At 39.2% G+C, this 23,766-nt stretch carries 23 protein-coding genes; 16 read left to right on the plus strand and 7 right to left on the minus strand.

Features of this window, described 5'->3' with window-relative positions; translation table 11 throughout:
- Positions 1 to 3 precede the first annotated feature (3 nt).
- Positions 4 to 918, plus strand: coding sequence for a tRNA pseudouridine(55) synthase TruB (gene truB, locus PLEUR7319_RS0104640; RefSeq protein WP_019504034.1), 915 nt, complete (start codon positions 4 to 6; stop codon positions 916 to 918).
- An 11-nt stretch (positions 919 to 929) separates the two neighbouring features.
- On the opposite strand, the gene mgsA is transcribed toward truB, so the two are convergent.
- Positions 930 to 2,204 (minus strand): methylglyoxal synthase, encoded by a 1,275-nt coding sequence (mgsA, locus tag PLEUR7319_RS0104645; RefSeq protein ID WP_019504035.1) that lies wholly within the window; start codon positions 2,202 to 2,204, stop codon positions 930 to 932.
- Positions 2,205 to 2,425: 221 nt separating this feature from the next.
- On the opposite strand from mgsA, the gene PLEUR7319_RS0104650 reads away from it, so the two are divergent.
- From PLEUR7319_RS0104650 to PLEUR7319_RS0104680, 7 genes are all read left to right on the plus strand, one after another.
- Complete coding sequence (locus PLEUR7319_RS0104650) at positions 2,426 to 3,115, plus strand: ATP-dependent Clp protease proteolytic subunit (RefSeq protein ID WP_019504036.1); 690 nt, start codon at positions 2,426 to 2,428, stop codon at positions 3,113 to 3,115.
- A gap of 29 nt (positions 3,116 to 3,144) precedes the next feature.
- Complete coding sequence (locus tag PLEUR7319_RS0104655; protein WP_019504037.1) at positions 3,145 to 3,744, plus strand: ATP-dependent Clp protease proteolytic subunit; 600 nt, start codon at positions 3,145 to 3,147, stop codon at positions 3,742 to 3,744.
- A gap of 615 nt (positions 3,745 to 4,359) precedes the next feature.
- Positions 4,360 to 5,298 carry a polyphosphate kinase 2 gene (gene ppk2, locus PLEUR7319_RS0104660; protein ID WP_019504038.1) on the plus strand — a complete coding sequence of 313 codons (939 nt, stop codon included), beginning with the start codon at positions 4,360 to 4,362 and terminating at the stop codon, positions 5,296 to 5,298.
- Between the two features lie 428 nt (positions 5,299 to 5,726).
- A complete protein-coding gene (locus tag PLEUR7319_RS0104665) occupies positions 5,727 to 6,740 on the plus strand; it encodes a thiamine phosphate synthase (RefSeq protein WP_019504039.1) in 1,014 nt (337 codons plus the stop codon).
- Between the two features lie 23 nt (positions 6,741 to 6,763).
- Positions 6,764 to 6,985 (plus strand): sulfur carrier protein ThiS, encoded by a 222-nt coding sequence (thiS, locus tag PLEUR7319_RS0104670; RefSeq protein WP_019504040.1) that lies wholly within the window; start codon positions 6,764 to 6,766, stop codon positions 6,983 to 6,985.
- Positions 6,986 to 7,025: 40 nt separating this feature from the next.
- Complete coding sequence (locus PLEUR7319_RS0104675; protein WP_036799287.1) at positions 7,026 to 7,979, plus strand: DUF1517 domain-containing protein; 954 nt, start codon at positions 7,026 to 7,028, stop codon at positions 7,977 to 7,979.
- Positions 7,980 to 8,197: 218 nt separating this feature from the next.
- Entirely contained in the window at positions 8,198 to 8,317 is a 120-nt protein-coding gene (locus PLEUR7319_RS0104680; RefSeq protein ID WP_019504042.1) for a photosystem II protein Y, read from the plus strand.
- Positions 8,318 to 8,967: 650 nt separating this feature from the next.
- Here PLEUR7319_RS0104680 and PLEUR7319_RS0104685 read toward each other — a convergent pair.
- On the minus strand, positions 8,968 to 9,321 hold the full coding sequence (locus tag PLEUR7319_RS0104685) for a phenylpyruvate tautomerase MIF-related protein (RefSeq protein ID WP_019504043.1): 354 nt from the start codon (positions 9,319 to 9,321) through the stop codon (positions 8,968 to 8,970).
- A 131-nt stretch (positions 9,322 to 9,452) separates the two neighbouring features.
- On the opposite strand from PLEUR7319_RS0104685, the gene PLEUR7319_RS0104690 reads away from it, so the two are divergent.
- Positions 9,453 to 10,985: a phosphomannomutase/phosphoglucomutase gene (locus tag PLEUR7319_RS0104690; protein ID WP_019504044.1), complete on the plus strand. Its 1,533-nt coding sequence runs from the start codon at positions 9,453 to 9,455 to the stop codon at positions 10,983 to 10,985.
- 237 nt (positions 10,986 to 11,222) lie between these two features.
- Here PLEUR7319_RS0104690 and PLEUR7319_RS0104695 read toward each other — a convergent pair whose 3' ends face one another.
- Both PLEUR7319_RS0104695 and trxA read right to left on the minus strand, forming a co-directional pair.
- Entirely contained in the window at positions 11,223 to 12,077 is an 855-nt protein-coding gene (locus PLEUR7319_RS0104695) for a DUF2267 domain-containing protein (RefSeq protein ID WP_019504045.1), read from the minus strand.
- 143 nt (positions 12,078 to 12,220) lie between these two features.
- Complete coding sequence (trxA, locus tag PLEUR7319_RS0104700; RefSeq protein ID WP_019504046.1) at positions 12,221 to 12,538, minus strand: thioredoxin; 318 nt, start codon at positions 12,536 to 12,538, stop codon at positions 12,221 to 12,223.
- Positions 12,539 to 12,678: 140 nt separating this feature from the next.
- On the opposite strand from trxA, the gene fabG reads away from it, so the two are divergent.
- Complete coding sequence (gene fabG / locus PLEUR7319_RS0104705) at positions 12,679 to 13,443, plus strand: 3-oxoacyl-[acyl-carrier-protein] reductase (protein WP_019504047.1); 765 nt, start codon at positions 12,679 to 12,681, stop codon at positions 13,441 to 13,443.
- Between the two features lie 110 nt (positions 13,444 to 13,553).
- Here fabG and PLEUR7319_RS0104710 read toward each other — a convergent pair whose 3' ends face one another.
- The gene (locus tag PLEUR7319_RS0104710; protein ID WP_019504048.1) at positions 13,554 to 14,027 is read right to left on the minus strand and encodes a GNAT family N-acetyltransferase; all 474 of its coding nucleotides are present in this window, start codon (positions 14,025 to 14,027) and stop codon (positions 13,554 to 13,556) included.
- A gap of 236 nt (positions 14,028 to 14,263) precedes the next feature.
- The gene (locus tag PLEUR7319_RS0104715) at positions 14,264 to 14,689 is read right to left on the minus strand and encodes a VOC family protein (RefSeq protein WP_019504049.1); all 426 of its coding nucleotides are present in this window, start codon (positions 14,687 to 14,689) and stop codon (positions 14,264 to 14,266) included.
- A gap of 22 nt (positions 14,690 to 14,711) precedes the next feature.
- On the opposite strand from PLEUR7319_RS0104715, the gene hisG reads away from it, so the two are divergent.
- The 5 genes from hisG (at position 14,712) to PLEUR7319_RS0104740 (ending at position 21,425) form a co-directional block, all read left to right on the plus strand.
- On the plus strand, positions 14,712 to 15,347 hold the full coding sequence (gene hisG / locus PLEUR7319_RS0104720; RefSeq protein ID WP_019504050.1) for an ATP phosphoribosyltransferase: 636 nt from the start codon (positions 14,712 to 14,714) through the stop codon (positions 15,345 to 15,347).
- Positions 15,348 to 15,454: 107 nt separating this feature from the next.
- Positions 15,455 to 17,305 (plus strand): ABC transporter ATP-binding protein, encoded by a 1,851-nt coding sequence (locus PLEUR7319_RS0104725; RefSeq protein ID WP_019504051.1) that lies wholly within the window; start codon positions 15,455 to 15,457, stop codon positions 17,303 to 17,305.
- Positions 17,306 to 18,716: 1,411 nt separating this feature from the next.
- The gene (locus PLEUR7319_RS34300; RefSeq protein ID WP_019504053.1) at positions 18,717 to 19,820 is read left to right on the plus strand and encodes a glycosyltransferase; all 1,104 of its coding nucleotides are present in this window, start codon (positions 18,717 to 18,719) and stop codon (positions 19,818 to 19,820) included.
- A 46-nt stretch (positions 19,821 to 19,866) separates the two neighbouring features.
- Positions 19,867 to 21,009, plus strand: coding sequence for a glycosyltransferase (locus PLEUR7319_RS0104735; RefSeq protein ID WP_019504054.1), 1,143 nt, complete (start codon positions 19,867 to 19,869; stop codon positions 21,007 to 21,009).
- Positions 21,010 to 21,068: 59 nt separating this feature from the next.
- Positions 21,069 to 21,425, plus strand: coding sequence for a hypothetical protein (locus PLEUR7319_RS0104740; protein ID WP_019504055.1), 357 nt, complete (start codon positions 21,069 to 21,071; stop codon positions 21,423 to 21,425).
- Between the two features lie 383 nt (positions 21,426 to 21,808).
- On the opposite strand, the gene PLEUR7319_RS0104745 is transcribed toward PLEUR7319_RS0104740, so the two are convergent.
- Complete coding sequence (locus PLEUR7319_RS0104745; protein WP_019504056.1) at positions 21,809 to 22,363, minus strand: YqeG family HAD IIIA-type phosphatase; 555 nt, start codon at positions 22,361 to 22,363, stop codon at positions 21,809 to 21,811.
- Between the two features lie 226 nt (positions 22,364 to 22,589).
- Here PLEUR7319_RS0104745 and hemH point away from each other — a divergent pair, with 226 nt between their 5' ends.
- The gene (gene hemH, locus PLEUR7319_RS0104750; RefSeq protein ID WP_019504057.1) at positions 22,590 to 23,753 is read left to right on the plus strand and encodes a ferrochelatase; all 1,164 of its coding nucleotides are present in this window, start codon (positions 22,590 to 22,592) and stop codon (positions 23,751 to 23,753) included.
- Positions 23,754 to 23,766: the final 13 nt, after the last annotated feature.

Raw genomic sequence — 23,766 nt, forward strand, 5'->3', positions numbered from 1 at the left:
TAGATGTTTGGTTTTATCAATTTAAATAAACCTGCTGGCTTTACTTCTCATGATTGCATCGCCAAATTACGTAAGTTTTTAAATACTAGAAAAATTGGTCACGGAGGGACTCTCGATCCTGCGGCAACTGGAGTGTTACCTGTGGCAGTGGGGAAAGCAACTCGATTATTACAGTTTTTACCTGAGCCAAAAGCCTATCGCGCTCTGATTCGTTTGGGAGTGACAACAACTACAGATGATCTAGAAGGAGAAGTGATTAAAAGTGTAGCTGAAGTAAATCTAGAACCTGAAGAGATAACTGCTGCCTTAAATAATTTCGTGGGCACAATTGAACAGGTACCACCGATTTATAGTGCTATCAAACAAAAAGGAAAAAAACTATATGAGCTAGCTAGAAAAGGCGAGGATATCGCAGTAGAACCCAGAATAATTACCATCACTAAAATCGAATTACTCAATATTTATCGTGCAGATTTTTATGAATTAGAGGTAAAAATTCACTGTGGTTCTGGTACATACATTAGAGCGATCGCCCGTGACTTAGGGCAAATGTTAGGAGTTGGGGGGACGCTAGCTAATTTGGTACGTACTGAAAGTTGTGGGATGCAGCTAGAGAATAGTATTACTTTGGAGCAAATTGCAAGCCAACTGCAACAGCAGACTTTTGCTCTAATTTCACCCAGCCTAGTCTTCAATCATCTTGAGCGCGTAACTTTAGCAGAAGAGGAATCGATTCGGTGGTGTCAGGGTCAGTTAATAGATTTAGCGGCAGCCACAACCTGTATGCAACCATACCCGATCAAGGAAAATAGTTATCTCGTTACCTATCGAGCAGACCAAGCCTTTTTGGGCATCAGTATTTTAATTCAGCGCGATAACATTTTTAAACTTAAGCCAAAAATAGTCTTGCATCAGTAACTAATTTTCTTTTACTCAATAGGAGGTGCAAATACAGTCAAGCTTTGGGGCATACATTCGACTTCAACTGGAGTGTTGCCGATAATCTCGCCATCGAGCACAACTTTTTGGGAGGGACTAGCAGAAATTTTCACTTTTTTGGCTCGCAGATGAACTATATTATCTAATTCGGCACTAGTCTTAATTAAGGCGGCTCCTAACATACTTAAAATTGTGGTAACAGCTTGTAACTTATTCTCTACGGTAGCGATCGTAATATCTAGTAAGCCATCGTCAGCCAACACTTCACCAATTCCCTGAGCCAAAACCGAGGTGGGAGGAGCAGCATTAGCGATCGTAATCGCCCCAGCTTGAAAAGTTCTCATTTCTCCTTCAACTTCAATTTCTGCTTCAAATAATTTTTGCTCATCTAATTGTTCCCAACCAGCCATAATATAAGCCAATGAACCCCAACGGTTTTTAGTTTCGCGATCGGCTTTTTCGATGGTTTCCGCTTCGTAACCAATTCCCGCCAATAAGATTAACGGTAAATTATTGCACCGTGCGGCATCAACTACCCTCGTTTTCCCTGCCAAAATTATTTCGCAAGCTCTTCGTAATTGACTAATTTGCTGGGTAATCCCCAACGCCATACCGAAAGCATTAGCTGTTCCCCGAGGAATAATTCCTAAAGGTATTTGAGTATCAATTACCGCCCCTGCGACAGCAGAAACAGTACCATCCCCACCTGATGCAATGATCAGATCTGCATCCTGAGAAATCGCCTGTTGGGCTAATTCCTGGGGACTAATATCGGGACTAGTTAAATGAACCTCTAGATGTAAATGAGGTTCTAACATCTGTTTAATAAAGTCAAGATCCTGTTGACCATTACCACCACCAGATACAGGGTTAAAGATCAGGTGAGCTACCAGACTCTGAGCAAAACTAGTGGCGATCGCTTCAGCCGTCCCCAAATTAGTGGCTAGAGGTACTAGATGAAGATTACAGATACGAAGCAGTGACTGGATATCAGGTTCATGAGGTTGGGCATTTATTGAATCAATTAAAAAAATAACAGCAATCATTTCTCCTGTTACGACTCTGGCGGCAATTTGAGCATCTCCCCCCAATCGTCCTGATGCCACACGCTCAATTTCAAGAGAGGTAGCTTCTTCAATTCTTTTACCTGTTGTTCCTGTGGCAATGAGATGATACCGAGATAACAGAGGTTGATGGCGCAGGGCAAAATCTACCAGATCGTCTTTTTTTTGGTCGTGGGCAATTAAAGCAATAGTTCTAGCCATAGTTATCGATCGTTATTAACAAATATAGTAATTAAAACACCGATGGTTCGGTTGTAGTTCGGTTTTATAGATTAAAACTAGCTAAATCCTGGTAGATAGATGCGTTAAAATCATTTTACTAACCTTGGAATAAAAGCATAATTTAAGCTTATTAGTTGTTTCTCCGCCAATTTGTCGAGCAGATAACAATCAAACGTAAGAGGTAAATTAACTTAAAAACTATGGACTCACCAATTCAGGCAGTGCAAGCACCTTATAGAGGAGGCGGTGGTAACTATCGTACTCCACCCCCAGATTTACCTTCTCTACTACTCAAAGAACGCATTATCTATTTAGGACTTCCCTTAGTATCTCCTGATGAATATAAAGATCAGATTGGGATTGATGTTACAGAACTAATTGTGGCTCAATTGCTGTTCCTGCAATTTGATGACCCAGACAAACCAATCACTATGTACATTAATTCTACTGGTACTTCCTGGTATGGTGGGGATTCAATTGGCTTTGAAACCGAAGCTTTTGCGATTTGTGACACTATGGACTACATTAAGCCCCCAGTCCATACTATTTGTATCGGTCAGGCAATGGGAACTGCTGCGATGATCCTCTCTTCAGGAACTAAAGGCTATCGCGCTAGTTTGCCTAATGCCACAATCATCCTACATCAAGCCCGTCAGGGTGCTCAGGGTCAAGCCACAGATATTCAAATCCGTGCTAAAGAAGTATTAGAAAATAAACGGGCAGTACTGGAAATATTTAGTCGAAATACCGGTCAAGCAATCGATAAATTGGAGAAAGATACAGATCGAATGTTGTATATGACCCCCCAAGAAGCCAAAGAATACGGTTTGATTGATAAGGTTTTAGAAAGCACTAGCGATTTGCCCACTCCAGTTTCCACTCTGACTTAAAACAAAAATATATTAAGGTAAAAAATCCCATGCCCATTGGTATTCCTAAAGTTCCCTATCAACTCCCAGGTCAGCAATATAGCGACTGGATTAGCATTTACGATCGCTTGTATCGTGAGCGTATTATCTTCCTGGGAAGAGGCGTTAACGATGGTTTAGCGAATCAAATCATTGCCATTATGTTGTATCTGGATTCTGAAGATCCTGGTAAGCCAATTTATCTTTATATCAATTCTCCCGGTGGTTCGGTAACTGCTGGATTGGCGATTTATGACACGATGCGCCACCTAAAATCCGAAGTTGTCACTATCTGCGTTGGTCTAGCTGCATCCATGGGAGCATTTCTGCTCTGTGGTGGTACCAAAGGTAAACGTCTGGCTTTACCTCATTCTCGAATTATGATTCACCAACCATTAGGGGGAATTCAAGGTCGTAGACAAGCAACAGATATTGATATTGAAGCCAAAGAAATTCTGCGTATTCGCGATCAGCTTAACCAAATGATGGCTGATAATACTGGACAACCCATTGAAAAAATCAAAAAAGATACTGACCGCGATTATTTTATGTCGGCTTACGAAGCCAAAGAATATGGTCTAATCGATCAAGTAATTGAAGATAAACAGTAAAACAATAACTTCATTATTGGCAAAATTGGCAAATATTAGCCATTGTTTTCATTCTCAAGCTGGCAAGTTAGTGATTATATTTAATAACTTGCCAGTCTTTTTTTGGCAAAGCTCTTAGCTTCTCACAACAATCGCTAAGGAGGAACAGGTATTGTGTTGGATTTGGCGCGACAACTCTGGTATAATTGGCATAAATCGAATAAGGCTCTATTGCCTTCCAGATAAAGCTTCTGAGCTTCAAGGTGGATACTAAAACTGTTTAACAAAAATACAACTTAACTTGTAACTCCAAGTATCGCCGATTGGCTCAAATCAAGGGCTTAATTAGGAGTTGGCATCAAAATTAAATTTCATCAGCCTGTGTGCAGAAATAAGGTAAATTGCTGCTAGGGCTAAATGCAAGGAGCTGTGTGTGGAGATTGTCTTTGCAATTTATATTTTCTGTCCTGGCATAGGCGAAGATAAGATCTGCTTGGAATAACTGTAGCTGCTAATACCCTAAAGTTCTGGAGAGAGAAACTGCATTCTAATCGTTCGCTTAAATTGCAGTAGTATTCATCTAATAGTACTTCCACAATTTAAATTTGGCACTAATTAAAATTATTGGAAATCGATATGTCAGAAAGCACTGCTGAATCCAAAAGTAAAGTCGATTCTGCCCTAAGGTCTGAGGAGGAAAGGGCAAGGCAGATGTCCCATGAAGATCTGATCGCAGAATTTGCACGATTGAATCTAGCGAACAAGGATCTTCTCAAGGAGAAGAAAAAGGCTATAATGCGTCGTCGTCAAGAAGTGTCGCTCAAGCCCTACCAAGCTGAGTTGATCAAGATGCAGCAGCAACTGGAGCTGGAGTCTCGTCGCATGATCATTATCTTTGAAGGTCGTGATGCGGCAGGCAAAGGTGGCACGATTCGCCGTGTGACCAGATACATGAACGAAAAGCACTACCGTGTGGTGGCATTAGGAAAACCGTCCGACGTGCAAAAAACCCAGTGGTACTTTCAGCGCTACGTTGAGCAGTTTCCGCGCGGTGGAGAGATCGTGTTATTCGACCGCAGCTGGTACAATCGTGCCATGGTTGAACCAGTGTTCGGTTTCTGTAGCCCAAAGGAATATGAAAATTTCATGATAGGGGTCACTAAGTTCGAGGAAGAACTAGTCCGCCAAGAAACTGTTCTGCTCAAGCTCTACTTTTCTGTGACCAAAGAAGAACAAGCGCGCCGATTCGAACGTCGCCAGAATGATGTGCTGCGCCAGTGGAAATTGTCTGAAGTGGATGTACAGGCTCAGGAACGCTGGGACGACTTTACAGACGTCAAGTACAAAATGTTTCGTCAGACTCATACGGCATTTGCTCCTTGGACTGTAATCCGCTCCAATGAAAAGCACCTGGCGCGTTTGAATGCCTTGCGCGTCATCCTCAACGCTATGGACTATTCGCATCGCTCAACGGAGTTGGATTTTGTGCCAGATTCCGACATAGTGGTTTCTGGTTCTCGAGAACTTGAGAACATGGAGGCCGAGCGAATTCGCGACGGGAAATTTCTCGGATAATCGGTTAAGTCACATGACCTTCTGTTAACAATAATGCTCTGCTATGGATTCTTAATTCTTCATTCGCTTTTTAGAGGATTTTCTAGTTTCGAGTTAAAATTGCTCACTGTTTCATCTTGAGGATAAGAGGACATTTATAGCCGTACTAAAGTTTATTAGGACAAGTTTATTTGATTTCTCGTAAGTAAAGGTGCGACCCCCTAAAGGATTCAGCAGTTGCTCATGGGGGAAACCCCCAAGACCGCACTGCTTCACCGCGTCGACGTAAGGCGTTTACCCAGGAGCGTTATCTGGGCAAGGGAATGCGCGACCGAAGGAAGTCCTTTAGGGCACCTCCCGAAGGGTGAGTAATGAGTAATAAGTGTCCTAATGATAAGTCTGTACTGCTATGTAACTCTAGATATTATTTATAACAGACTTAAAGTTACATGAAAAAAGCAATTTTTCGTATTTTGGATGCCAATCTTGACCGAGCTAGAGAAGGAATGAGGATCATTGAAGAGTGGTGTCGACTTGGTTTAAACCATCAGCCATTAGCTGAAGAATGTAAGCAAATACGTCAAGAACTAGCCCAATGGCACAGTTGGGAATTACGTCAGGCTAGAGATACACCTGGAGATGTGGGAACTGATTTGTCTCATCCCCAGGAAGAAGTGAGAGAGACGATTAAACAGTTACTTCAGGCAAATTTCTGTCGTTCACAGGAAGCCCTAAGAGTTCTTGAAGAATATAGTAAGCTCTATGACCCTCAGATGGCAGCAGCTTGCAAACAGATGCGTTACCGTGTCTATACTATTGAGAGTAGCTTATTAAATAGTTACCGACATCAGCAATTGTATAATGCTCAATTGTATTTAGTTACTTCCCCCAAACCAGAGCTACTCAAAGTGGTTGAATCTGCTCTCAAGGGAGGGCTAACATTACTACAGTATCGGGATAAGGATGCTTCAGATGGTAATCGTATCGAAAAAGCTCACCAGCTATGTCAATTATGCCATCGCTATAACGCCCTCTTCATTGTCAACGATCGCGTCGATATTGCTTTAGCAGTTGACGCAGATGGTGTTCATCTAGGACAAAAAGATGCACCAGTAGCCTTTGCTAGAGAGATTCTAGGAACCCATAAAATTATCGGTCGTTCTACCACTAACAAACAAGAATTAAATAGGGCGATCGCTGAACGGGCGGATTATGTCGGAGTGGGACCATTTTATGAAACCCCTACCAAACCAGGTAAAGCAGCCGCAAGTGTTGAATACATTGAATATGTAAAAGCTAAATGTCCTGTTCCTTGGTTTGCCATTGGTGGGATCGATCTCAAGAATCTGAATGGGGTTCTCGCCAAAGGCGCACAACGGGTAGCGGTAGTTCGCGCTATCATGCAAGCAGAACAACCAACCCTAATTACCCGTCAGTTTTTATCTCAATTGATGAGTCGGTAATTACTCCCTTCTAAGCTAGATTTATGTTGAACGCAACTAATACAATTAATATACAGGTCAATGGAGAACCTCAAACCTGTCCTGAGTTGATTTCTCTATCTAAATTATTAACCATATTAGAACTTAACCCTCGTTTGATTGCCGTAGAATACAACGGAGAAATCTTACATCGTCAATATTGGGATCAAACCCGAATGCAATTAGGCGATTGCTTGGAAATTGTCACCATTGTTGGTGGTGGTTAATTTTTGTAGATAGTTAACACATAATTAATAACTTATGAAAATGATTTTTAAACGGAAATTTTGGCTTAAATCTGTTTTAGCACTGGGGCTAATCTGCATCCTAGTGTTTGGCAATGCCAGCGCAGCAATGGCTGCCCGCACCGGTGGTAGAATCGGCGGCGGTTCATTTCGGGCTCCTTCCCGTAGTTACTCTACTCCCCGTAGTGGCGGTTATGGCGGTGGATATGCCTCCCCTGGTTATGGTTATGGTGGCGGTGGTTTTGGTTTTCCATTTCTCCTCCCCTTCGTCGGCTTTGGTGGCATGGGCGGTATCTTCTCAATCCTAATTTTTATTGCTATTGCTAACTTTTTGGTTCGCAGCTTCCGCAATGCAGGAGTAGGCGGTGACTTAGGCTATAGCGGCAGTCCCAAAGTAGCCGTCGCTCAGGTTCAAGTCGGTTTATTGGCTAATGCCCGTGAATTACAACCTGAACTCAATCGTCTCGCTTTAACTGCTGATACTAGTTCTGCTTCTGGGCGAGCTACTGTAGTTCAAGAGGCAACTTTAGCTCTGTTACGTCATCCTGAATATTGGGTATACGGAGCGACAGACTCACAAAAAGCCGATATTGACGCAGCTGAAGCTAAATTTAATCAGTTAGCTTTAACTGAACGCAGTAAATTTACCTCAGAGACTTTAACTAACGTCGATAGTGTAATTAGTAATGCAGCTCAAAAAACCCTAGGCGGTAATTCAGAAGAGGGGGCAATTCAAACTCAAGAAGAAGATTCTGGAGAATATATAATTGCCACAGTCATTGTGGGTGTAACTGGTGAGCTAAACTTACCGAAAATTAACGGCTCTGATGATTTGCGTCAGGCACTACAACAGGTAGGTAGCGTTGGCAGCGATCGCCTCTTAGCGGTAGAAATCCTTTGGACACCACAAGCAGAAGGAGATACTTTATCCTCTGATGATATTTTGGCATACTATCCTAATCTCAAATTAGTTTAATAGCCATAATTTGGAGAGTCGAGTCGACATTCTTAATTAAAAGTCTAAAAGTCGTTAATTTATTATATCGGGTGAAGTAGAACTAAATACTTGCCCGATTTTTTTCTACAATATAGATAAATGGCTAGGAAAACTGGTACATTTGAGTATGGTAATGTGCGGTTTTACGTTAATAAGCCTTTTAAATAAATTAGAAATTGTAAAGGAGAGGTTGAATTATGGATTGGCGTGTATTGATAGTATTGGCTCCTTTAGCGATCGCCGCTGGTTGGGCTATATTTAATATTGGCACTGCTGCTTTAGCACAAGTGCAAAAATACTTTAGCAATGAAAGTTAAATAAAATCTAAAACAACGTAGAAAAATTGAGCCAACTAAACTCTAAATTGATTTTAGTTGGTTTTTTTATTGCTAATATTGCTGAAATTTATAACTTAAAAAACAAATTGAAGAGAGTTTTTTGAGATTAATAAACAACAACACCCAAGCTATACTAACCGAGAGACTTCCTCTTATAATCACTTCAATTTGGAGGTTTACTGATAATAAGCTTCTGTAAACTATCTCCCTAATTCCTAAGTGAGGAAATTTCAGCTTTCTAGATGGGTGTTGTTGTTTTTATGAAACGAGACAGATAATAAACTAGTCAGGTTTTTACCTCCTTTATTAAATGTGGATCAACCTGTATGTCTGTCAGGGAAGCTAACTAAGCTTCAATTACTAATTTATCACTTTCTCTTTTTATTCTCAGTAAATGATACATAAGTTAACTTTTTTCCTAAATTAGTCATAGTGATTTATCCAGAATATTGAGAAAATAATTAGCCAACTAAGTCTTGATTTGCTCAAGAGTTAATAGGTGAAAATTAAATATCAAAGCCAAGAATTTCCTCACTAATATATGGACAAGTTAAATAATACGGTAAACATTATTTATGTTTATTAGCTCTAAGGCGATCGCATTAGTAGAGAGGAAAGACTTGAAAGTATTAGCCAAAAGTAGACTCATTCCAGCCCCACATATATCCTTTGGCATCAGCAAACTCAATATAGATACGATTAGCAGGGACATCTAGTTTTTGGCTAATCTGACTACAAAAATCTTGACTCATTGCTTTGGTCTGAGATGAACTCATGTTACCAACGCTTTTAATTTCTACATAGCAAACAGGATCGAATGTACCAGAAAAGGTCATGGGGACATCAGACTCAAAAGCAGTCATGACATAAGACTCTGGTTTACCCAGGTGCTTAGCTAAGTTAGCAGACAAGCTTGTAAGCAAACTTTCAACTTGTTCCTTTTTCGGTTGAGAGACAGAAGATTGAACTTTGATCAAAGGCATAATTACTTTTTAATTTTGATACTAGATTTTATTTGGGCTGTATCTATTAATATATTGTTTTAGCGTGCCAATTATCTCTCATTACAGCCTGTCAAGTTTAATTTTTAACGACGTTATCCGGAATAGAAGCAATGAATAGTATCGACTGGAAGAAGCTACAAAATGGCTCTGATATACGAGGAGTGGCTCTGGAGGGAGTTACCGATGAAACAGTTAATCTAACTCCTAATGTAGCTAAAACTTTAGGCAATGCTTTTGCCCAGTGGCTTAGTCAACAAGCCAAAAAATCTACCACAGAATTAACTATTGCTATTGGACGAGATAGTCGCTTATCGGGAGAAACCTTAAGCCAGTCAGTAATTGAAGGAATTGCGATCGCTGGTTGCCAAGTCTACAATTTTGAAATTGCTTCGACTCCTGCCATGTTTATGAGTACAGTTACCTCAGGGTTTATGTGTGACGGAGCAATTATGCTTACTGCCAGTCATTTACCCTTTAATCGGAATGGCTTAAAGTTTTTTACACCCCAAGGAGGTCTAGGCAAACCAGACATTACAAACATTTTGTCTATAGCTGAGGCAGGAAACTTAAAAACTAGTGATACTGAGGGAGAAAGCAGCAATCACAATTTTATTGCTATCTATGCCGCCAAATTAGTCGAAACTATTCGCCAAGGGGTTAATCATCCCGATAACTTTGAGCAACCCTTAACAGGTTTAAAAATAGTGGTCGATGCGGGAAATGGTGCTGGGGGCTTTTATGTTGATCAGGTTCTTAAGCCATTGGGTGCAGATACTACAGGTAGTCAATTTCTCGATCCTGACGGAATGTTCCCCAATCATATTCCCAACCCGGAAAATAAAGAGGCAATGGCTTCAATTTGCCAGGCAGTTATTGAGCATCAAGCTGATTTTGGCATTATTTTTGATACTGATGTTGATCGTGTTGCAGCAGTCGATCATCAAGGTCATGAACTAAATCGTAACCGCATGATTGCTCTAATTTCGGCAATAGTTTTACAAGAACATCCAGGCTCTACTATCGTTACAGACTCGATTACTTCCGATGGTTTAACCCAATTTATTGAGCAAAATTTAGGGGGTAAACATCATCGCTTTAAACGAGGTTATAAAAATGTCATCAATGAATCTATCAGACTGAATAATGCTGGGTCAGAATCTTGGCTGGCGATCGAAACCTCTGGACATGGAGCAATGAAGGAAAATTATTTTCTGGATGATGGAGCTTATTTAGCAACCAAGTTATTAGCTGAATTGGCTAAATCCAAATTACAGGGGAAGTTGTTGACGGATCTCATCAGTGATTTGCAAGAGCCAGTGGAAAGCGAAGAATTTCGATTAAAAATCCAGGTAGAAGATTTTAAAGCATACGGCAATGATGTTATTGCCGAGTTAGAAACTTTTGCTCGTAGCCAAGATGATTGGCAAATTGTTCCTAATAATTATGAAGGGGTGAGAATCTCTTGTCAGTCGTCCACAGAAGATGGCTGGTTTCTATTGCGTTTGTCCCTTCACGATCCAGTAATTCCGTTAAATATTGAGTCTAATGTTAATCAGGGGGTCAGTAAAATAGTTCAGAGGTTACTGGCGTTTTTTCGAGATTTTGAAGCTTTGGATTTATCATCTTTAAATTGCTCTGATTGAGGTCAATCAAGAAACGGCTACGCCGTAGCTCTTAGCTCTTAGCTTCAATCAAATAGAGTCTTAAACTCAATTACGCTTTTAGCAGTCAAACCAAGGCTAAAAGCTAAAGGCTAAAGGCTAAAAGCTTTAAGATAAAGAATCAGGACGCTGGTAACAACGCCCTGACATTAGCTAATATCAACGATTTAATTTTGTGAGCGGGAAGTCCCTATACTCAAAGCATTAGCGAGTAGTTGTTTATGCTGTTTCCCACATTTCTCGAATTGTTCCTGGTAAAAATTCGGCAACTTTTTTAATCTTGTCTTCAGATAATTCTTCTTTCGTAGCAGAAAAAACAGCGTTAATTACTTTTTTGCCAGTCGTACCACGGGGAAGACCTCCCTCTTTTTCAATGCGAAAAATAAAAGTATCGGCATCAAATTTTAAAGGGGGACGAATATCGCTTAACCATGCAACTAAAGGATTATCATCACGCCAGAGATCAGCGATTGAATCTTGTAATCTCTTATTTTTGGCATCTTCTTCAGCCTCCTTCTTTAGTTCCGATTCAACTTCCTTAGATGTTTCGGTATTCATCAAATCGCGCATGGTGCGATAGACAATGGTAGTTAAATCTCTAGCATCGAAAATATCTGGTAATTCCGCCTTGAGAGCTACCTTTTCTAAAAATGGTGTATAGCTATCAATGATAGGAGTAGAAACACCTTCCCTTAAAGCAGCAGGGGGATTTTCCTCCATTCTCTCTAGCATTTTCTTACCCTTTTCAGTTAACTCTGCCCTTTTAAACTTGATTAAGTGGGGTAAAGGACCATTAGGTGCACCCAAGGTATTGGCAACGCGAAAGTCTACTGCTTCTGCATCGACTAAATCGGGAACATCTTCTTGATTGGCATAGGCATTACCAGAAAAGTCTGCATTAATATATTGCTTTTGATTGAGATAGTCTAAATGACCTAAAAAGCTTGAGACGGTCATATTTCTCCCAGTAAAATCAGTAGCTTGAAAATCAACTGAATGTTTACCTTTACCATCTTCCTCATTAATCTTTTTGAGCAAGATGTACATAACATCATCTCTTAAAGCTATAGTCATATGTTTAATTATTATTAGTTTCTACGTAATAAATCTTAATAAAAATTTATTGATCGATGTATCTATCCTAAGGAGAATATTTGATAGTATCCAATACACAACTCTGGATAGATTCAAAGTTAGATTCGATAGTTCACTGTAGATCAAACCAATGTACTCAAATGTTGAATTAGCTGTGGTGCTTGTAGTACACCTTCAATTCTTTCGGCTGGCTCGCCATTTTTGAATAAGACTAAGGTTGGTAAAGCTTCGATTTGATACTTAGAAGCGATATTAGGATACTTATCAGTGTCAATTTTGACTACTTGGAGGCGATCGCGTAAATTAGCTCCTACCTGCTCTAGAATTGGGGTCATCATCTGACAAGGTCCACACCAGGTTGCATAAAAATCAACTAAAACAGGGATTTCGGTACTTTCTAACAAATCTTGAAAACTGGAGAATTGCTTTTTAACTGCCATAGCGATCGCTGTATAAGTAAGTGATTAAGTCACTAAGAGAAAATTAGTGCGAGGTACTAGTTAGCTTATATGATAACTAAGTCAACCAGAAATTTAGCTAATTTTATTTAGTTTCTTAAGCTTATTTGGAGGAGCAAATCATGGAATTATTACCAGAAAATCTACAGCATCTAAAAGATAAAGTAGCAGTGATTACAGGTGCCTCCAGAGGAATTGGTAAAGCAGCAGCCTTAGCTTTAGCTAGTCAAGGGGCAAAAGTTGTAATTAACTATGCTCGTTCTAGTGAGGCAGCAGAAGCTACAGTACAGGAAATTACTACCGCAGGAGGAGAGGCGATCGCATTACAGGCAGATGTCTCTCAAAGTGCAGAGGTAGATAATTTAATTAAACAAACCCTCGATAAATTCGGACGCATTGATATTTTAGTGAACAATGCTGGTATTACCAAAGACACCTTATTACTGCGAATGAAACCCGAACAATGGCAAGCAGTAATTGACCTCAATCTGACTGGGGTTTTTTTATGTACCAAGGCTGTTAGTAAAACAATGCTAAAGCAACGCAGTGGCAGAATAATTAATATTGCCTCAGTTGCCGGACAAATGGGCAATCCTGGACAAGCCAACTACAGTGCAGCCAAGGCTGGAGTAATCGGCTTTACCAAAACTGTTGCCAAAGAATTAGCTAATCGTGGTGTAACTGTTAATGCTGTGGCACCGGGATTTATTGAGACTGATATGACTCATGACCTTAAATCAGATGACATTATCAAGTTCATTCCCCTTGGTCGTTATGGCAAGCCTGAGGAAGTTGCGGGAACAATCTGCTTCTTAGCTGCCGATCCCGCAGCAGCCTATATTACAGGTCAAGTATTCAACGTTGATGGCGGAATGGTAATGGCGTGAACAACTTAAGTTCGAAGTTCGGAGTTCGGAGTTCGGAGTTATCGCTTGTTCCTATAAAGATATAAATGGTTTAAACCACGATCAGTCAATAATCTAAGGTTGAAAACTTATCAATTGTCAATTGTTACGGGGAGTTGTTCTTTGATTCGTCGGGCTAAATCTTCACTTGAATCGGAGTTATGCAACACCATGGTTGTGGTTTCATTGCGCTCAAAACCAATGCGTTCATAAAAACTTTGTTGATGGGTAGTAGTAAGGTAGACTCTCTCTACTTTGCTCACTAAAGGATGAGATAAAACAGTTTGTACTAGCTTTCGTCCTAAACCTACTCCCTGATAATCGGGGTCAATAACTACATCCCAAATAGCAGCACGATAAATACCGTCTGAAGTTGCCCTAGCAAAACCAATCAGACGTTGTTTATCCCAGACAGTTACTACAGGATTACTATTAGCGATCGCAATTTGCAGTTCATCAATATTTCGTTCTCGTGCCCAAAAAGCTGTTTTCGCCAATAAGCGTTGCAATTGTACGAAATCTAAGTTTAATTTGTCGGCACAAAACTGAATATGACTACAATCCATTACGGTTAATACCTCTTATGATTATTAAAGGGAAATCTCCTGATCAGTACTTTAGGACTTGCCCTAACTAAATTACTTTAGTTAGATCAAGCATTTTCTCATCTTACAGTTATAATTGCAGATTTTTGTGGATCTAGGCACGATCTGTGTGTGTATTTCCTGACATTCAGATCACTGCTAATTAAACGTGAATTTGATAAGTATCAAAATTAAAATGTATTTTTAAAGGTCAGCATTCAATTTACTTCTGGAATATCATAAAACACCATATCCTCGTAGGGATTTTGTTTAGTTGCTACGAGACGAGTTTGCCAGTTACCGACATGAAGTTCTAATTTATGATTGTCGGGATCGAGAATATAGATAGAGTCACCTTCGCTAGTATTTTCTTTCCATAGCTTGAGATTTAATCTAACAATATTCTGACGATAATGATTCAAGGATTCTGGAGAAACGCTAAAAGCAATATGAGTATATTCAGAAGAAATTTTATTCTTGGTATTAGCATCTAAGGAAAGACATAGCCAAAAATCACCAGCTAACAAATACGCACCTCGTTTCCATTTAGCCAAAGGCTTACAACCTAAAGTTTGAGTATAAAAATTAAAGGATATTTCTAAACAAGAAACTGATAAAGTAAGGTGATTTAATCCTGTTAGCATGATTTTTGCCGAATAATTTTTTATGATTACAATTGCCTTACCAAAGGGCGCATTATTAAAAGACAGTATCAATTTATTTCTTCAATTGGGATTAGATTTTAGTGCTTTTTTGGATAAATCTAATCGCCAACTGCAAATTACCGATCCAACTGACACAGCTAGGGCATTATTAGTCAGAGCTCAGGATGTGCCTGTATACGTTGAATACGGACAAGCACAATTAGGCATAGTTGGTTATGATGTTTTGCGCGAGAAACAACCAGAAGTTGCCAATTTGATCGATCTCGAATTTGGCTATTGTCGTCTCTCAGTAGCAGTGCCTGCCAGTAGTTCATATCGACGTTCAGTTGAATTGCCTCCTCATGGGAGAGTTGCTTCTAAGTTTGTCAATTGTGCCAAAGAACATTTTGATAGTATTGATTTGCCAGTGGAAATTGTCCCCCTATCTGGTTCTGTAGAATTGGGTCCCATTACAGGAATGTCTGAGGCGATCGTCGACCTAGTCTCTACAGGCAAAACTCTCAAAGAAAATGGCTTAGTTGAAATCGACATACTTTATGAAAGTAGTGCTAGATTAATAGCCCACCCTCTAAGCTATCGTTTAAATCGCGATAACCTTAACGATTTAGTAGCTAAATTTAAAAACTTAAAGCCCTAGAGGATGACGAGCATCAAGTTGAAAAACCGATGATACGTAGCGGGCAAATTGCTACTTACTACTTGCTACTTGAACATCTAGATAAATCCCCACAATGATACCCTTCCATGACCATTGCTTCTCCGAATCCCAAAACCAAGAGTCAAAATCGAGAAAATGATTGGCGGTTATTTCTTAAACTTATTCCCTACACAAGAAAAAGCAGGGGAACTTTAGTAATTTGTTTAATCCTGCTAGTACCTTTAGCTATAGCGGGCTCAGTTCAGCCGCTAATTATTGGTCAAGCCATATCCTTAATGCGGGAAGAACCAACCTGGTTTTTTTTAAATGGAGTATCTCTTGCTCAAGGAATTAATCTCCTAGCAGGACTATTGCTATTAACTATATTAATCAGGTTAATGTTTGCTTCGGTTCAAGGTTACTTAGTGCAAAAAATTGGACAGGAAATTACTGCTGAAGTTAGACAAGATTTGTTTACCCATGTTACTTCCCTGGCTTCGAGCTTTTTTGACCGTACTCCTGTCGGCAAACTAATCACTCGTATTGCTAGTGATGTAGAAGCTTTAGGTAATGTCTTTGCCAGTGGTGCGATTGGGGTGGTTAGCGACTTTGTTTCCATTGTGGCGATCGTGGTGACGATTTACCTAGTGAACTGGAAACTAGCCTCGATTCTGGTCTTTATGTTGATTCCTGTTACGGCACTGATTATTTATTTCCAGCAGCAGTATCGTAAAGCTAACTACAAAGCTAGGGAAGAACTTTCTAAGCTCAATTCCATGCTGCAAGAAAATATTGCAGGAATTAATATCGTTCAGCTATTTCGTCGTGAAAAATACAATAGTGAGATGTATCGCTCGATTAATGAACGCTATCGCTTAGAAATTGACAAAACTATCTTTCACGATTCGGCAGTGTCGGCGACATTAGAGTGGATTGCCCTAGTGGCGATCGCAGCGGTTCTTTGGCTAGGAGGTATTTTAGTGCTGCAAGACAGTATGACTTATGGAGCATTGTCCGCGTTTATTCTCTATTCCCAAAGGTTATTTAATCCACTTCGTCAGTTTGCCGATAAGTTTACTATGTTTCAGTCTGGGTTTACGGCAATCGAGAGGATTACAGAACTATTGAGTGAACCAATCGAAATCAGAGACAAAGTCATTTCTGTAGCTGACGGTCATCGCAGTTTATTAACAGAGCAAGTAGATAACTCAGTAACGGCTAAGGCGCAAACTGGTGAAATTCGCTTTGAAGATGTTTGGTTTGGTTATAAACCCGATGAGTACGTGCTCAAAGCATTAGACTTTACAATTAATCCTGGGGAAAAAGTGGCATTAGTTGGTCCTACAGGTGCTGGAAAAAGCTCGATTATTCGTTTACTTTGCCGTCTTTATGAACCCAGCAAGGGCAGAATTTTGGTAGATGGTATTGATATCAGAGAAATTCCCCAGGCAGATTTACGTCGCTATATTGGCGTAATTTTACAAGAAAGTTTCTTGTTTGCGGGAGATGTTAAACGCAATATTACTCTAGGTGATGGTTATTCCCTCGAAGAAGTTAAACAGGCAGCTAAACTAGTTAATATTGAGCGCTTTATCGAAGATTTGCCCAGTGGTTACAATACAGTGTTGCGAGAAAGAGGGACAAACCTTTCCGGGGGACAAAAACAACTTTTGGCTTTTGCCCGAGTAGCTATTCGTAATCCCCATATTTTAGTTTTAGATGAAGCTACTTCTAGTTTGGATGTTGCCACTGAAGCATTAATTCAAGACGCTTTAGAACAGTTATTGATCAATCGCTCAGCAATTATTATTGCTCACCGTCTCTCTACTATCCGTAACGTAGATAAAATTTTGGTGCTTAAGCGTGGGGAATTAGTGGAATCTGGTAGTCATGATGAATTGCTGGCTGCTAAAGGACTCTATGCCAATTTATATAAATTACAAATGCTTGGTACTTGAATGCTTTGATGTAGATATCAACGACTAGTCGAGCAAACTAATGAAGCTTGGTTCCCAAATCTATCCCATTGTAATATTTCACCACCTAAAATATTAACCAGAAAGTTTATTTTGCAATCAATATTGCCAATTTGATTTTGAGCGATTATGATTGTGCTTGAAAACAACTTACGTGTATTTTCTTAAATGATTTTACGGAATTAAACTAACCTGTATACTAAATCCGATTGACATGAGGTTATTTATGTAGACTAACTGGAATACTGGAGGAGTAATTATTACTCATTGCTCATTACTTCGTTTATTTAAATAACCTACACCAACAGGATTTAATACCAGCTAGCATTTGTAAATTTTGAGATGTTTAAGCAACAAAAACTTTTCCCATAAATCAATTGGAGAATAAGGCAACCAATTATCAATTCAATGTTGATTAGATTTTGGCGCAGTAATGCTAAGCAAGCTGGCGAACTTGTCGTCATTTAATCGTCATGTAAATTTAGTATTTACTTCAAAGGTTTGCAAAGGTTTTCTTGGATTACTAGATAGCAAAATAGCCAAAATACTAGAATTTTGGGAAATAATTAAGTTTAAAAATAGCGAACATCTTAATTGATCGGGCAATTAATTAGAGAAACATTTCGTTGTGCTATAAAAAGATTTCTTTTTAACAACGATTTAATTTCTTAAGTGTGTTGATATAGCCCTACATTTTGCTGCCAATAAATGATTAACGTCTGAACTGTATGCAGACATCAGACTGTCATGCCAAATAAGTTGACTCCTCACCATCATAAATGGACGGTGAAGAGTAGGTTAAAAGGAAAAGAGAAAAGGGAAAACGGAAAAAAATTAATCCTTTCCCCCTTAACCTTAACCCTTTCCCAATTGTCATAAATGACGGGGCTTTGAAGCCATTTATTAAATGGTCATGACTAAGTATCACCCTCCCGACTTAATGTTACTCAATTGCTTTTCCGACTTAATGTTACTCAGTTGCTTTTCCGGCTTAATGTTACTCAAGCGTATTATTAATGGTTCATTGATTTACCCATGGAGATTGCCGTCATAGGCGTTAAAGGAATTCTCACTAAACAGGAGGAAATAGAACACTATTGCCAAGAATTATAGCCGTACAAAGTTGTATTAGGACAAGTTTATTTGATTGCTCGTAAGTAACGAGTAATGAGTAATTAGTAATGAGTAATAAGTGTTCTAATAAAAGTCCGTATTGCTATATATCCCACAATTATTGCGCGAGGATATCAGGTGGACCTATTTGTTCAAGCGAAATACCTTCGACAGCCTTGGTTTTCTATCTACTATATGGAGTTTTTAATAACTAATTTTAGAGTGTTGTTTACAAATACATGAAAACCACTCAATTGCTTTAGCCATAAGAGTTACAGCTATGAAATCACCAAGAGTTTCCATCATTATTTCTGCTTACAATGCAATGAAGTATTTGCCAGCTACGGTAAATAGTGTTCGGCAACAAACTTTTTCTAATTTTGAAGTCTTAATTTTTAATAATGGCAGTATTTTTAATAATGGCAGTTCCGACCATATCAATAAGTCGTTTCAATGTTTGAGAGATCTGCGTTTTAAGTTAATCTCTTATCCCTCTTTGAGAATTTCGGAAACTCTTAATTTAGGGATTACCAAAGCAAGAGGAGAGTATGTGGCTTTTTTAGATGCTGATGACTTATGGCATCCTCGTAAGCTGCAAAAACAGGTGTCTTGTTTTGACCGTTATCCTGAAATTGGCTTGGTACATTCTTGGTTAAAGTTAATTGATAACTGGGGCAACTTTACAGGTAGAGTCTTAAAAAATAATCTTTCTGGATGGGTGGAACCAAAAATTCTAGAACGCAACCAGATCAGCTCTCCGTCGGTGATGATTCGTCGTCGTTGTTTTGATTCTGTAGGATTGTTTGATCCACAGCTTCGGACTGCACAATATTGGGATATGTGGATTCGGCTTAGCCGTCGCTATCCATTTATGGCGATCGCTGAACCTTTAACTTATTGTCGACAATATCAAGACCGCATCAGTAAAAATTGGCTAGTGATGGAAACCAGTTTTCAGGCAACTATTGAAAAAGCCTATGCTGTTGTACCATCAGAGCGCCTTTACCTCAAAAATCTTAGTTACGCTTATCTCAGTCTTCATTTAGCTGAGAAAGTACTGCAAAGTAAAAACCCAGATTCAGTAATTGCCCATAATTATTGTCGTCAAGCTCTAGAACATTCACCCCATATCGGGTTCTCTACCGAATTTTTACAACTTAGTTTGGCAGTGATGATGCTGCACTACTTGAAAAGCGATCGCTATAAACAACTGGTGTTATGGATTCAGACTACTCGAGTTTTTTTTCAGGCGATCGCCAAGAAAGGCAAATTCCAGATCCGTAGTTTTTGGACTTGGATGATGGAGGAAGTAGAACCTCTCAGTTTTTGCTACCGCCGAAAAATCAAACATCTGAAAAGACTGTTCACTGACTCTAATTACTGATTACTAATTACTGATTACTAGAAATCTGATAGTAAGGAGCAAAGCATTGCCTAAAATTGTCTTAATTCATCCTAGCGCCGGAGTTAACTGGAACGGTAATTCGGCAACTTTTGCCCTCGAATTAGCTCGTCGTCTTGATAACTACTTTGAAGTAGAATTGCTCAGTGGGGCAGAATGTGGTTCTTTTAGTCGTCCGATTAAATCAATTACTCGCAGTGATGTGTCTAATTTAGCTTGCCACCCGATAATTTCTGCTATCTTACACAAGTGGTTTGCTCATCCCGAAGTCGCGGTCGAACACCTAACTAGTTTTTTACCCTGTGTAGCCTATCTGCTTAAACATCCAGCAGATTTAATTTTTCCGCAAAATGATTATGGCGGTTTATTCGTCGCTAATTGTGTTCGGGCAATTAAAGGTACTCCTATTCTGTTTACAGAACACAATAGCTTATTAGATAACGGCAAGTATTTAAAGCGCAATTTGTCACTCCAGCCAGATCGCTTGATTGTGCTTAACCCCGAAGTTGCTGACTATGTTCGTTTTCTGGCTCCTGAGCAATTGTTAAATGTTATTCCTCAAGGAGTAAATACAGAAGAATTTTCACCCATAGGTAAAGCTATCCCTACAGGTCTATCTAAACCAACTGTATTATGTGTTGCTCCTTTAAATCGTGATGGAAATCAAAGAATTGAACTAACTATTAAAGCTGTCTCTCGCTTACCCCGGGCTAGCCTCTTAATTTGTGGTAATGGCGCAGATCGTGATTATTTTCAAGCTTTAGGCGATCGCCTTTTAGGTGCAGATCGGTTTCAAATTAGATTCTTTGCCTATGCTCAAATGCCCCAAGTTTATCGTAGTGCTAATGTTTTTACTCTGGCATCCAAGGAAGAACCCCGGGGACTTGCCTATCTTGAGGCTATGGCTTGTGGTTTACCCGTTGTCGCTACTGATGACTCTGTTCGCCGTTATCTCATTGGCAATGGTGGCATTACCTGCAATGTTAATAATCTTGATGCCTATACTAAGTCTTTACAGATGGCGATAGACAGACATTGGCATTGGCAACAAAAACCTAGACAAAATGCTCTACGTTTCAGTTGGCAAGAAACTACAATGCTCTACCGCAAAGCAGTTTTACAAACTTGTTCACAACCACGCTTAACCGCTCGATATGCAAGGATTACATAGCTTGCTGTTTTTGTACTGTTCTTAAATTGATCTAATAAATTATGTTGATCTAATAAATTATGGATATTATAAACTGTGGACCATTGGAATTGCTATCGCCACCTAAAGATTGCTGTCAGGAATGCGCTATTAAACATCATCCCTCCCAGCCACATAATCCACGAACTTTTTATTATCAATATAATTTTTTGATAAAACATAAACGCCCTGCTACCTGGGCTGATGCGATGGCACATTGTAACCAACAAGTAAAGGATAAATGGTTGTCTAAATTGAAAAAACTAAACATTGATGTAAGTAGCACTAACATAACTGGCAATATAAAATCAGAACAGGAAGTACGAGATCGCGATTCAATTATGAATTTGAGTTTATTTGCAAAACGTAAAGCATCACCGGCACGCGAGAAAACTTGAAGAAAAAATAGTAGTCCTAAAAAGGAATGGATAAGGGAAAATAGCAAGTAGTTTTCTCTTGGAAGTTGATTCATTATTACAACGTTTCTTTACCTGTTTGTTCTTCCTTCTGTTTTTGGGACTACCGAAAATCTATTTCACTTTTAGATATCTTGATGATAAATAATTTGTTTAAATCAAAAATAAGCAGCGACATAAGATATTTAAATTTAAAATGGCACTAGAACAGAATTGAATCTAGCTCTAATGCCACTTAGTATTTATTATGTTTTCGTTATAGTTAAGGTCTTTATATTTGCTGACCTCATTTAAATCTATATATATAATCCCAGGTATTTCAGACGTTTCTTTGTTTCGTAATATTTTCTTTATATTTAGCTAGGTCAAGAGTTATTACTTTTTGTTGCGTCATCAGATTCTGCTATCAAAGATACTCCTATTTGCTTTGAGAACCAGATTTCAAAATCCCGAATTGGATGAGAACGAAAGGCAATCAAAGGATCGATTATTGGTTCTACCAAAATCGTAAACATTCCTAAACGATTACCAGCTAAGACATCTGTAAATAAGCGATCGCCCACCATTGCCACCTTTTCCACGGGTAAGCTCATTGCCGCAGCAGCGGCTCTTAGTTTGCGACGAGAAGGTTTTTTCGCGGCTGAAATAAAAGGTAAATCAACAGATTCAGCAATATTGCCAATACGAGATTGACTAATATTGTTGCTAACTAGCCAAATAGGAGTAGTTTGTCTGATTTCTGCAATCCACTGCTGCAGTTCTAAAGAAGCTTCTCGTTGATTAAACGGAACTAATGTTTCGTCGACATCTAATATCAGCCCGCTAATCGAGTTTTCCTTAAGTATTTGAGGTGTTAAAGCAAAAATAGTACCTCCTAGAACCAAATTCGGCTGTAGCAAGGTAATAATGGGCGTAAACATGGGATTAGAAATAACAAATTACTACTCAACGGAGTTTATCTTACCGATTCTAGAGAGAATTTGGCTTAATAGTTCGCAAATTCATAGCTAAATTTTCGACAAAATGCCACCAAACATATAAATTTGGTCAGTTAAGTTCTGTGTACAGTGAACAGCGAAACCTAAAGAAAAGATATATTGTTAAAATTAGTAAAGAAACTGAAAATTTAAATAAGCTATTAGAACTATGGGTCGTATTGGAGTTTTACTACTTAACTTAGGCGGACCCGACAAAATCGAAGATGTCCGTCCCTTTCTGTACAATTTATTTTCTGATCCAGAGATTATTCGCCTGCCAGTTAAAGCCTTACAGAAGCCGCTGGCTTGGTTGATTTCGACTTTAAGAGCCAAAACATCTCAAGAAAACTATTTAGAAATTGGTGGAGGCTCTCCTCTACGAGAAATAACAGAAGCACAGGCAGAAGCTCTCGAAATTAAGCTGAAAGAAATGGGGCAGGATGCCAAAATTTACATTGGTATGCGCTATTGGCATCCTTTTACAGAAGAAGCGATCGCTCAAATCAAAAATGATGGTATTAGAGAGGTAGTTATTTTACCGCTTTATCCTCAATTCTCAATTAGCACTAGTGGCTCAAGTTTCCGGGTATTAGAGGAAATGTGGTCAACAGACCAAGCTTTACAAGAAGTCAAATATACTTTAATTCCCTCTTGGTATGAACATTCTGGCTATCTGCAATCTATGGCAGATTTAATTAGACAAGAACTAGATAAGTTTCCCAATCCAGACAAAGCTCATGTCTTTTTTAGTGCCCATGGCGTTCCAGTCAGTTATGTTGAAGAGGCGGGAGATCCCTATCAGAAAGAGATTGAAGAATGTACTCGTCTAATTATGCAAACTTTGGGACGATCAAATCAGTACACTTTAGCCTATCAAAGTAAAGTAGGTCCAGTAGAGTGGTTACAACCTTATACTGATGATGCCCTCGAAAAATTAGGGGAAAAGGGAGTAGAAGATTTGGCTGTCGTACCCATCAGCTTCGTTTCTGAGCATATTGAGACTCTCCAAGAAATAGATATCGAATACCGTGAAGTAGCTGAAGAGGCTGGAATCAAAAATTTCCGTCGCGTTCCTGCCTTAAATGTTCATCCCGGTTTTATTGACTCTTTGGCTGATTTAGTCGTTGATTCTTTGGATTCTAATCCTTGTACTTTTGCAGGGGTAACTCATCCCAAAGAAAATATGAAAATGTATCCTCAAGAGAAGTGGCAGTGGGGCTTAACTACCGCAGCTGAAGTTTGGAATGGTCGTTTAGCTATGTTGGGCTTTATTGGTTTGTTAGTAGAATTAATTAGTGGTAGCGGTCCTTTACATATGGTAGGTATACTTTAGTGTAGTATAGCTC

This window comes from Pleurocapsa sp. PCC 7319, from assembly GCF_000332195.1.
Taxonomy (GTDB): Bacteria; Cyanobacteriota; Cyanobacteriia; order Cyanobacteriales; family Xenococcaceae; genus Waterburya.

Coding starts and splice junctions, on each gene's coding strand:
- PLEUR7319_RS0104740 (WP_019504055.1), top strand. CDS start 21,069: ATGGATATTATAAACTGTGGACCATTGGAATTGCTATCGCCACCTAAA.
- PLEUR7319_RS0104745 (WP_019504056.1), bottom strand. CDS start 22,363: ATGTTTACGCCCATTATTACCTTGCTACAGCCGAATTTGGTTCTAGGA.
- fabG (WP_019504047.1), top strand. CDS start 12,679: ATGGAATTATTACCAGAAAATCTACAGCATCTAAAAGATAAAGTAGCA.
- PLEUR7319_RS34300 (WP_019504053.1), top strand. CDS start 18,717: ATGAAATCACCAAGAGTTTCCATCATTATTTCTGCTTACAATGCAATG.
- PLEUR7319_RS0104695 (WP_019504045.1), bottom strand. CDS start 12,077: ATGACTATAGCTTTAAGAGATGATGTTATGTACATCTTGCTCAAAAAG.
- PLEUR7319_RS0104655 (WP_019504037.1), top strand. CDS start 3,145: ATGCCCATTGGTATTCCTAAAGTTCCCTATCAACTCCCAGGTCAGCAA.
- PLEUR7319_RS0104710 (WP_019504048.1), bottom strand. CDS start 14,027: ATGGATTGTAGTCATATTCAGTTTTGTGCCGACAAATTAAACTTAGAT.
- PLEUR7319_RS0104715 (WP_019504049.1), bottom strand. CDS start 14,689: ATGCTAACAGGATTAAATCACCTTACTTTATCAGTTTCTTGTTTAGAA.
- PLEUR7319_RS0104665 (WP_019504039.1), top strand. CDS start 5,727: ATGAAAAAAGCAATTTTTCGTATTTTGGATGCCAATCTTGACCGAGCT.
- PLEUR7319_RS0104650 (WP_019504036.1), top strand. CDS start 2,426: ATGGACTCACCAATTCAGGCAGTGCAAGCACCTTATAGAGGAGGCGGT.
- trxA (WP_019504046.1), bottom strand. CDS start 12,538: ATGGCAGTTAAAAAGCAATTCTCCAGTTTTCAAGATTTGTTAGAAAGT.
- PLEUR7319_RS0104675 (WP_036799287.1), top strand. CDS start 7,026: ATGATTTTTAAACGGAAATTTTGGCTTAAATCTGTTTTAGCACTGGGG.
- thiS (WP_019504040.1), top strand. CDS start 6,764: ATGTTGAACGCAACTAATACAATTAATATACAGGTCAATGGAGAACCT.
- PLEUR7319_RS0104685 (WP_019504043.1), bottom strand. CDS start 9,321: ATGCCTTTGATCAAAGTTCAATCTTCTGTCTCTCAACCGAAAAAGGAA.
- mgsA (WP_019504035.1), bottom strand. CDS start 2,204: ATGGCTAGAACTATTGCTTTAATTGCCCACGACCAAAAAAAAGACGAT.
- hemH (WP_019504057.1), top strand. CDS start 22,590: ATGGGTCGTATTGGAGTTTTACTACTTAACTTAGGCGGACCCGACAAA.
- truB (WP_019504034.1), top strand. CDS start 4: ATGTTTGGTTTTATCAATTTAAATAAACCTGCTGGCTTTACTTCTCAT.
- PLEUR7319_RS0104690 (WP_019504044.1), top strand. CDS start 9,453: ATGAATAGTATCGACTGGAAGAAGCTACAAAATGGCTCTGATATACGA.
- ppk2 (WP_019504038.1), top strand. CDS start 4,360: ATGTCAGAAAGCACTGCTGAATCCAAAAGTAAAGTCGATTCTGCCCTA.
- PLEUR7319_RS0104680 (WP_019504042.1), top strand. CDS start 8,198: ATGGATTGGCGTGTATTGATAGTATTGGCTCCTTTAGCGATCGCCGCT.
- PLEUR7319_RS0104725 (WP_019504051.1), top strand. CDS start 15,455: ATGACCATTGCTTCTCCGAATCCCAAAACCAAGAGTCAAAATCGAGAA.
- hisG (WP_019504050.1), top strand. CDS start 14,712: ATGATTACAATTGCCTTACCAAAGGGCGCATTATTAAAAGACAGTATC.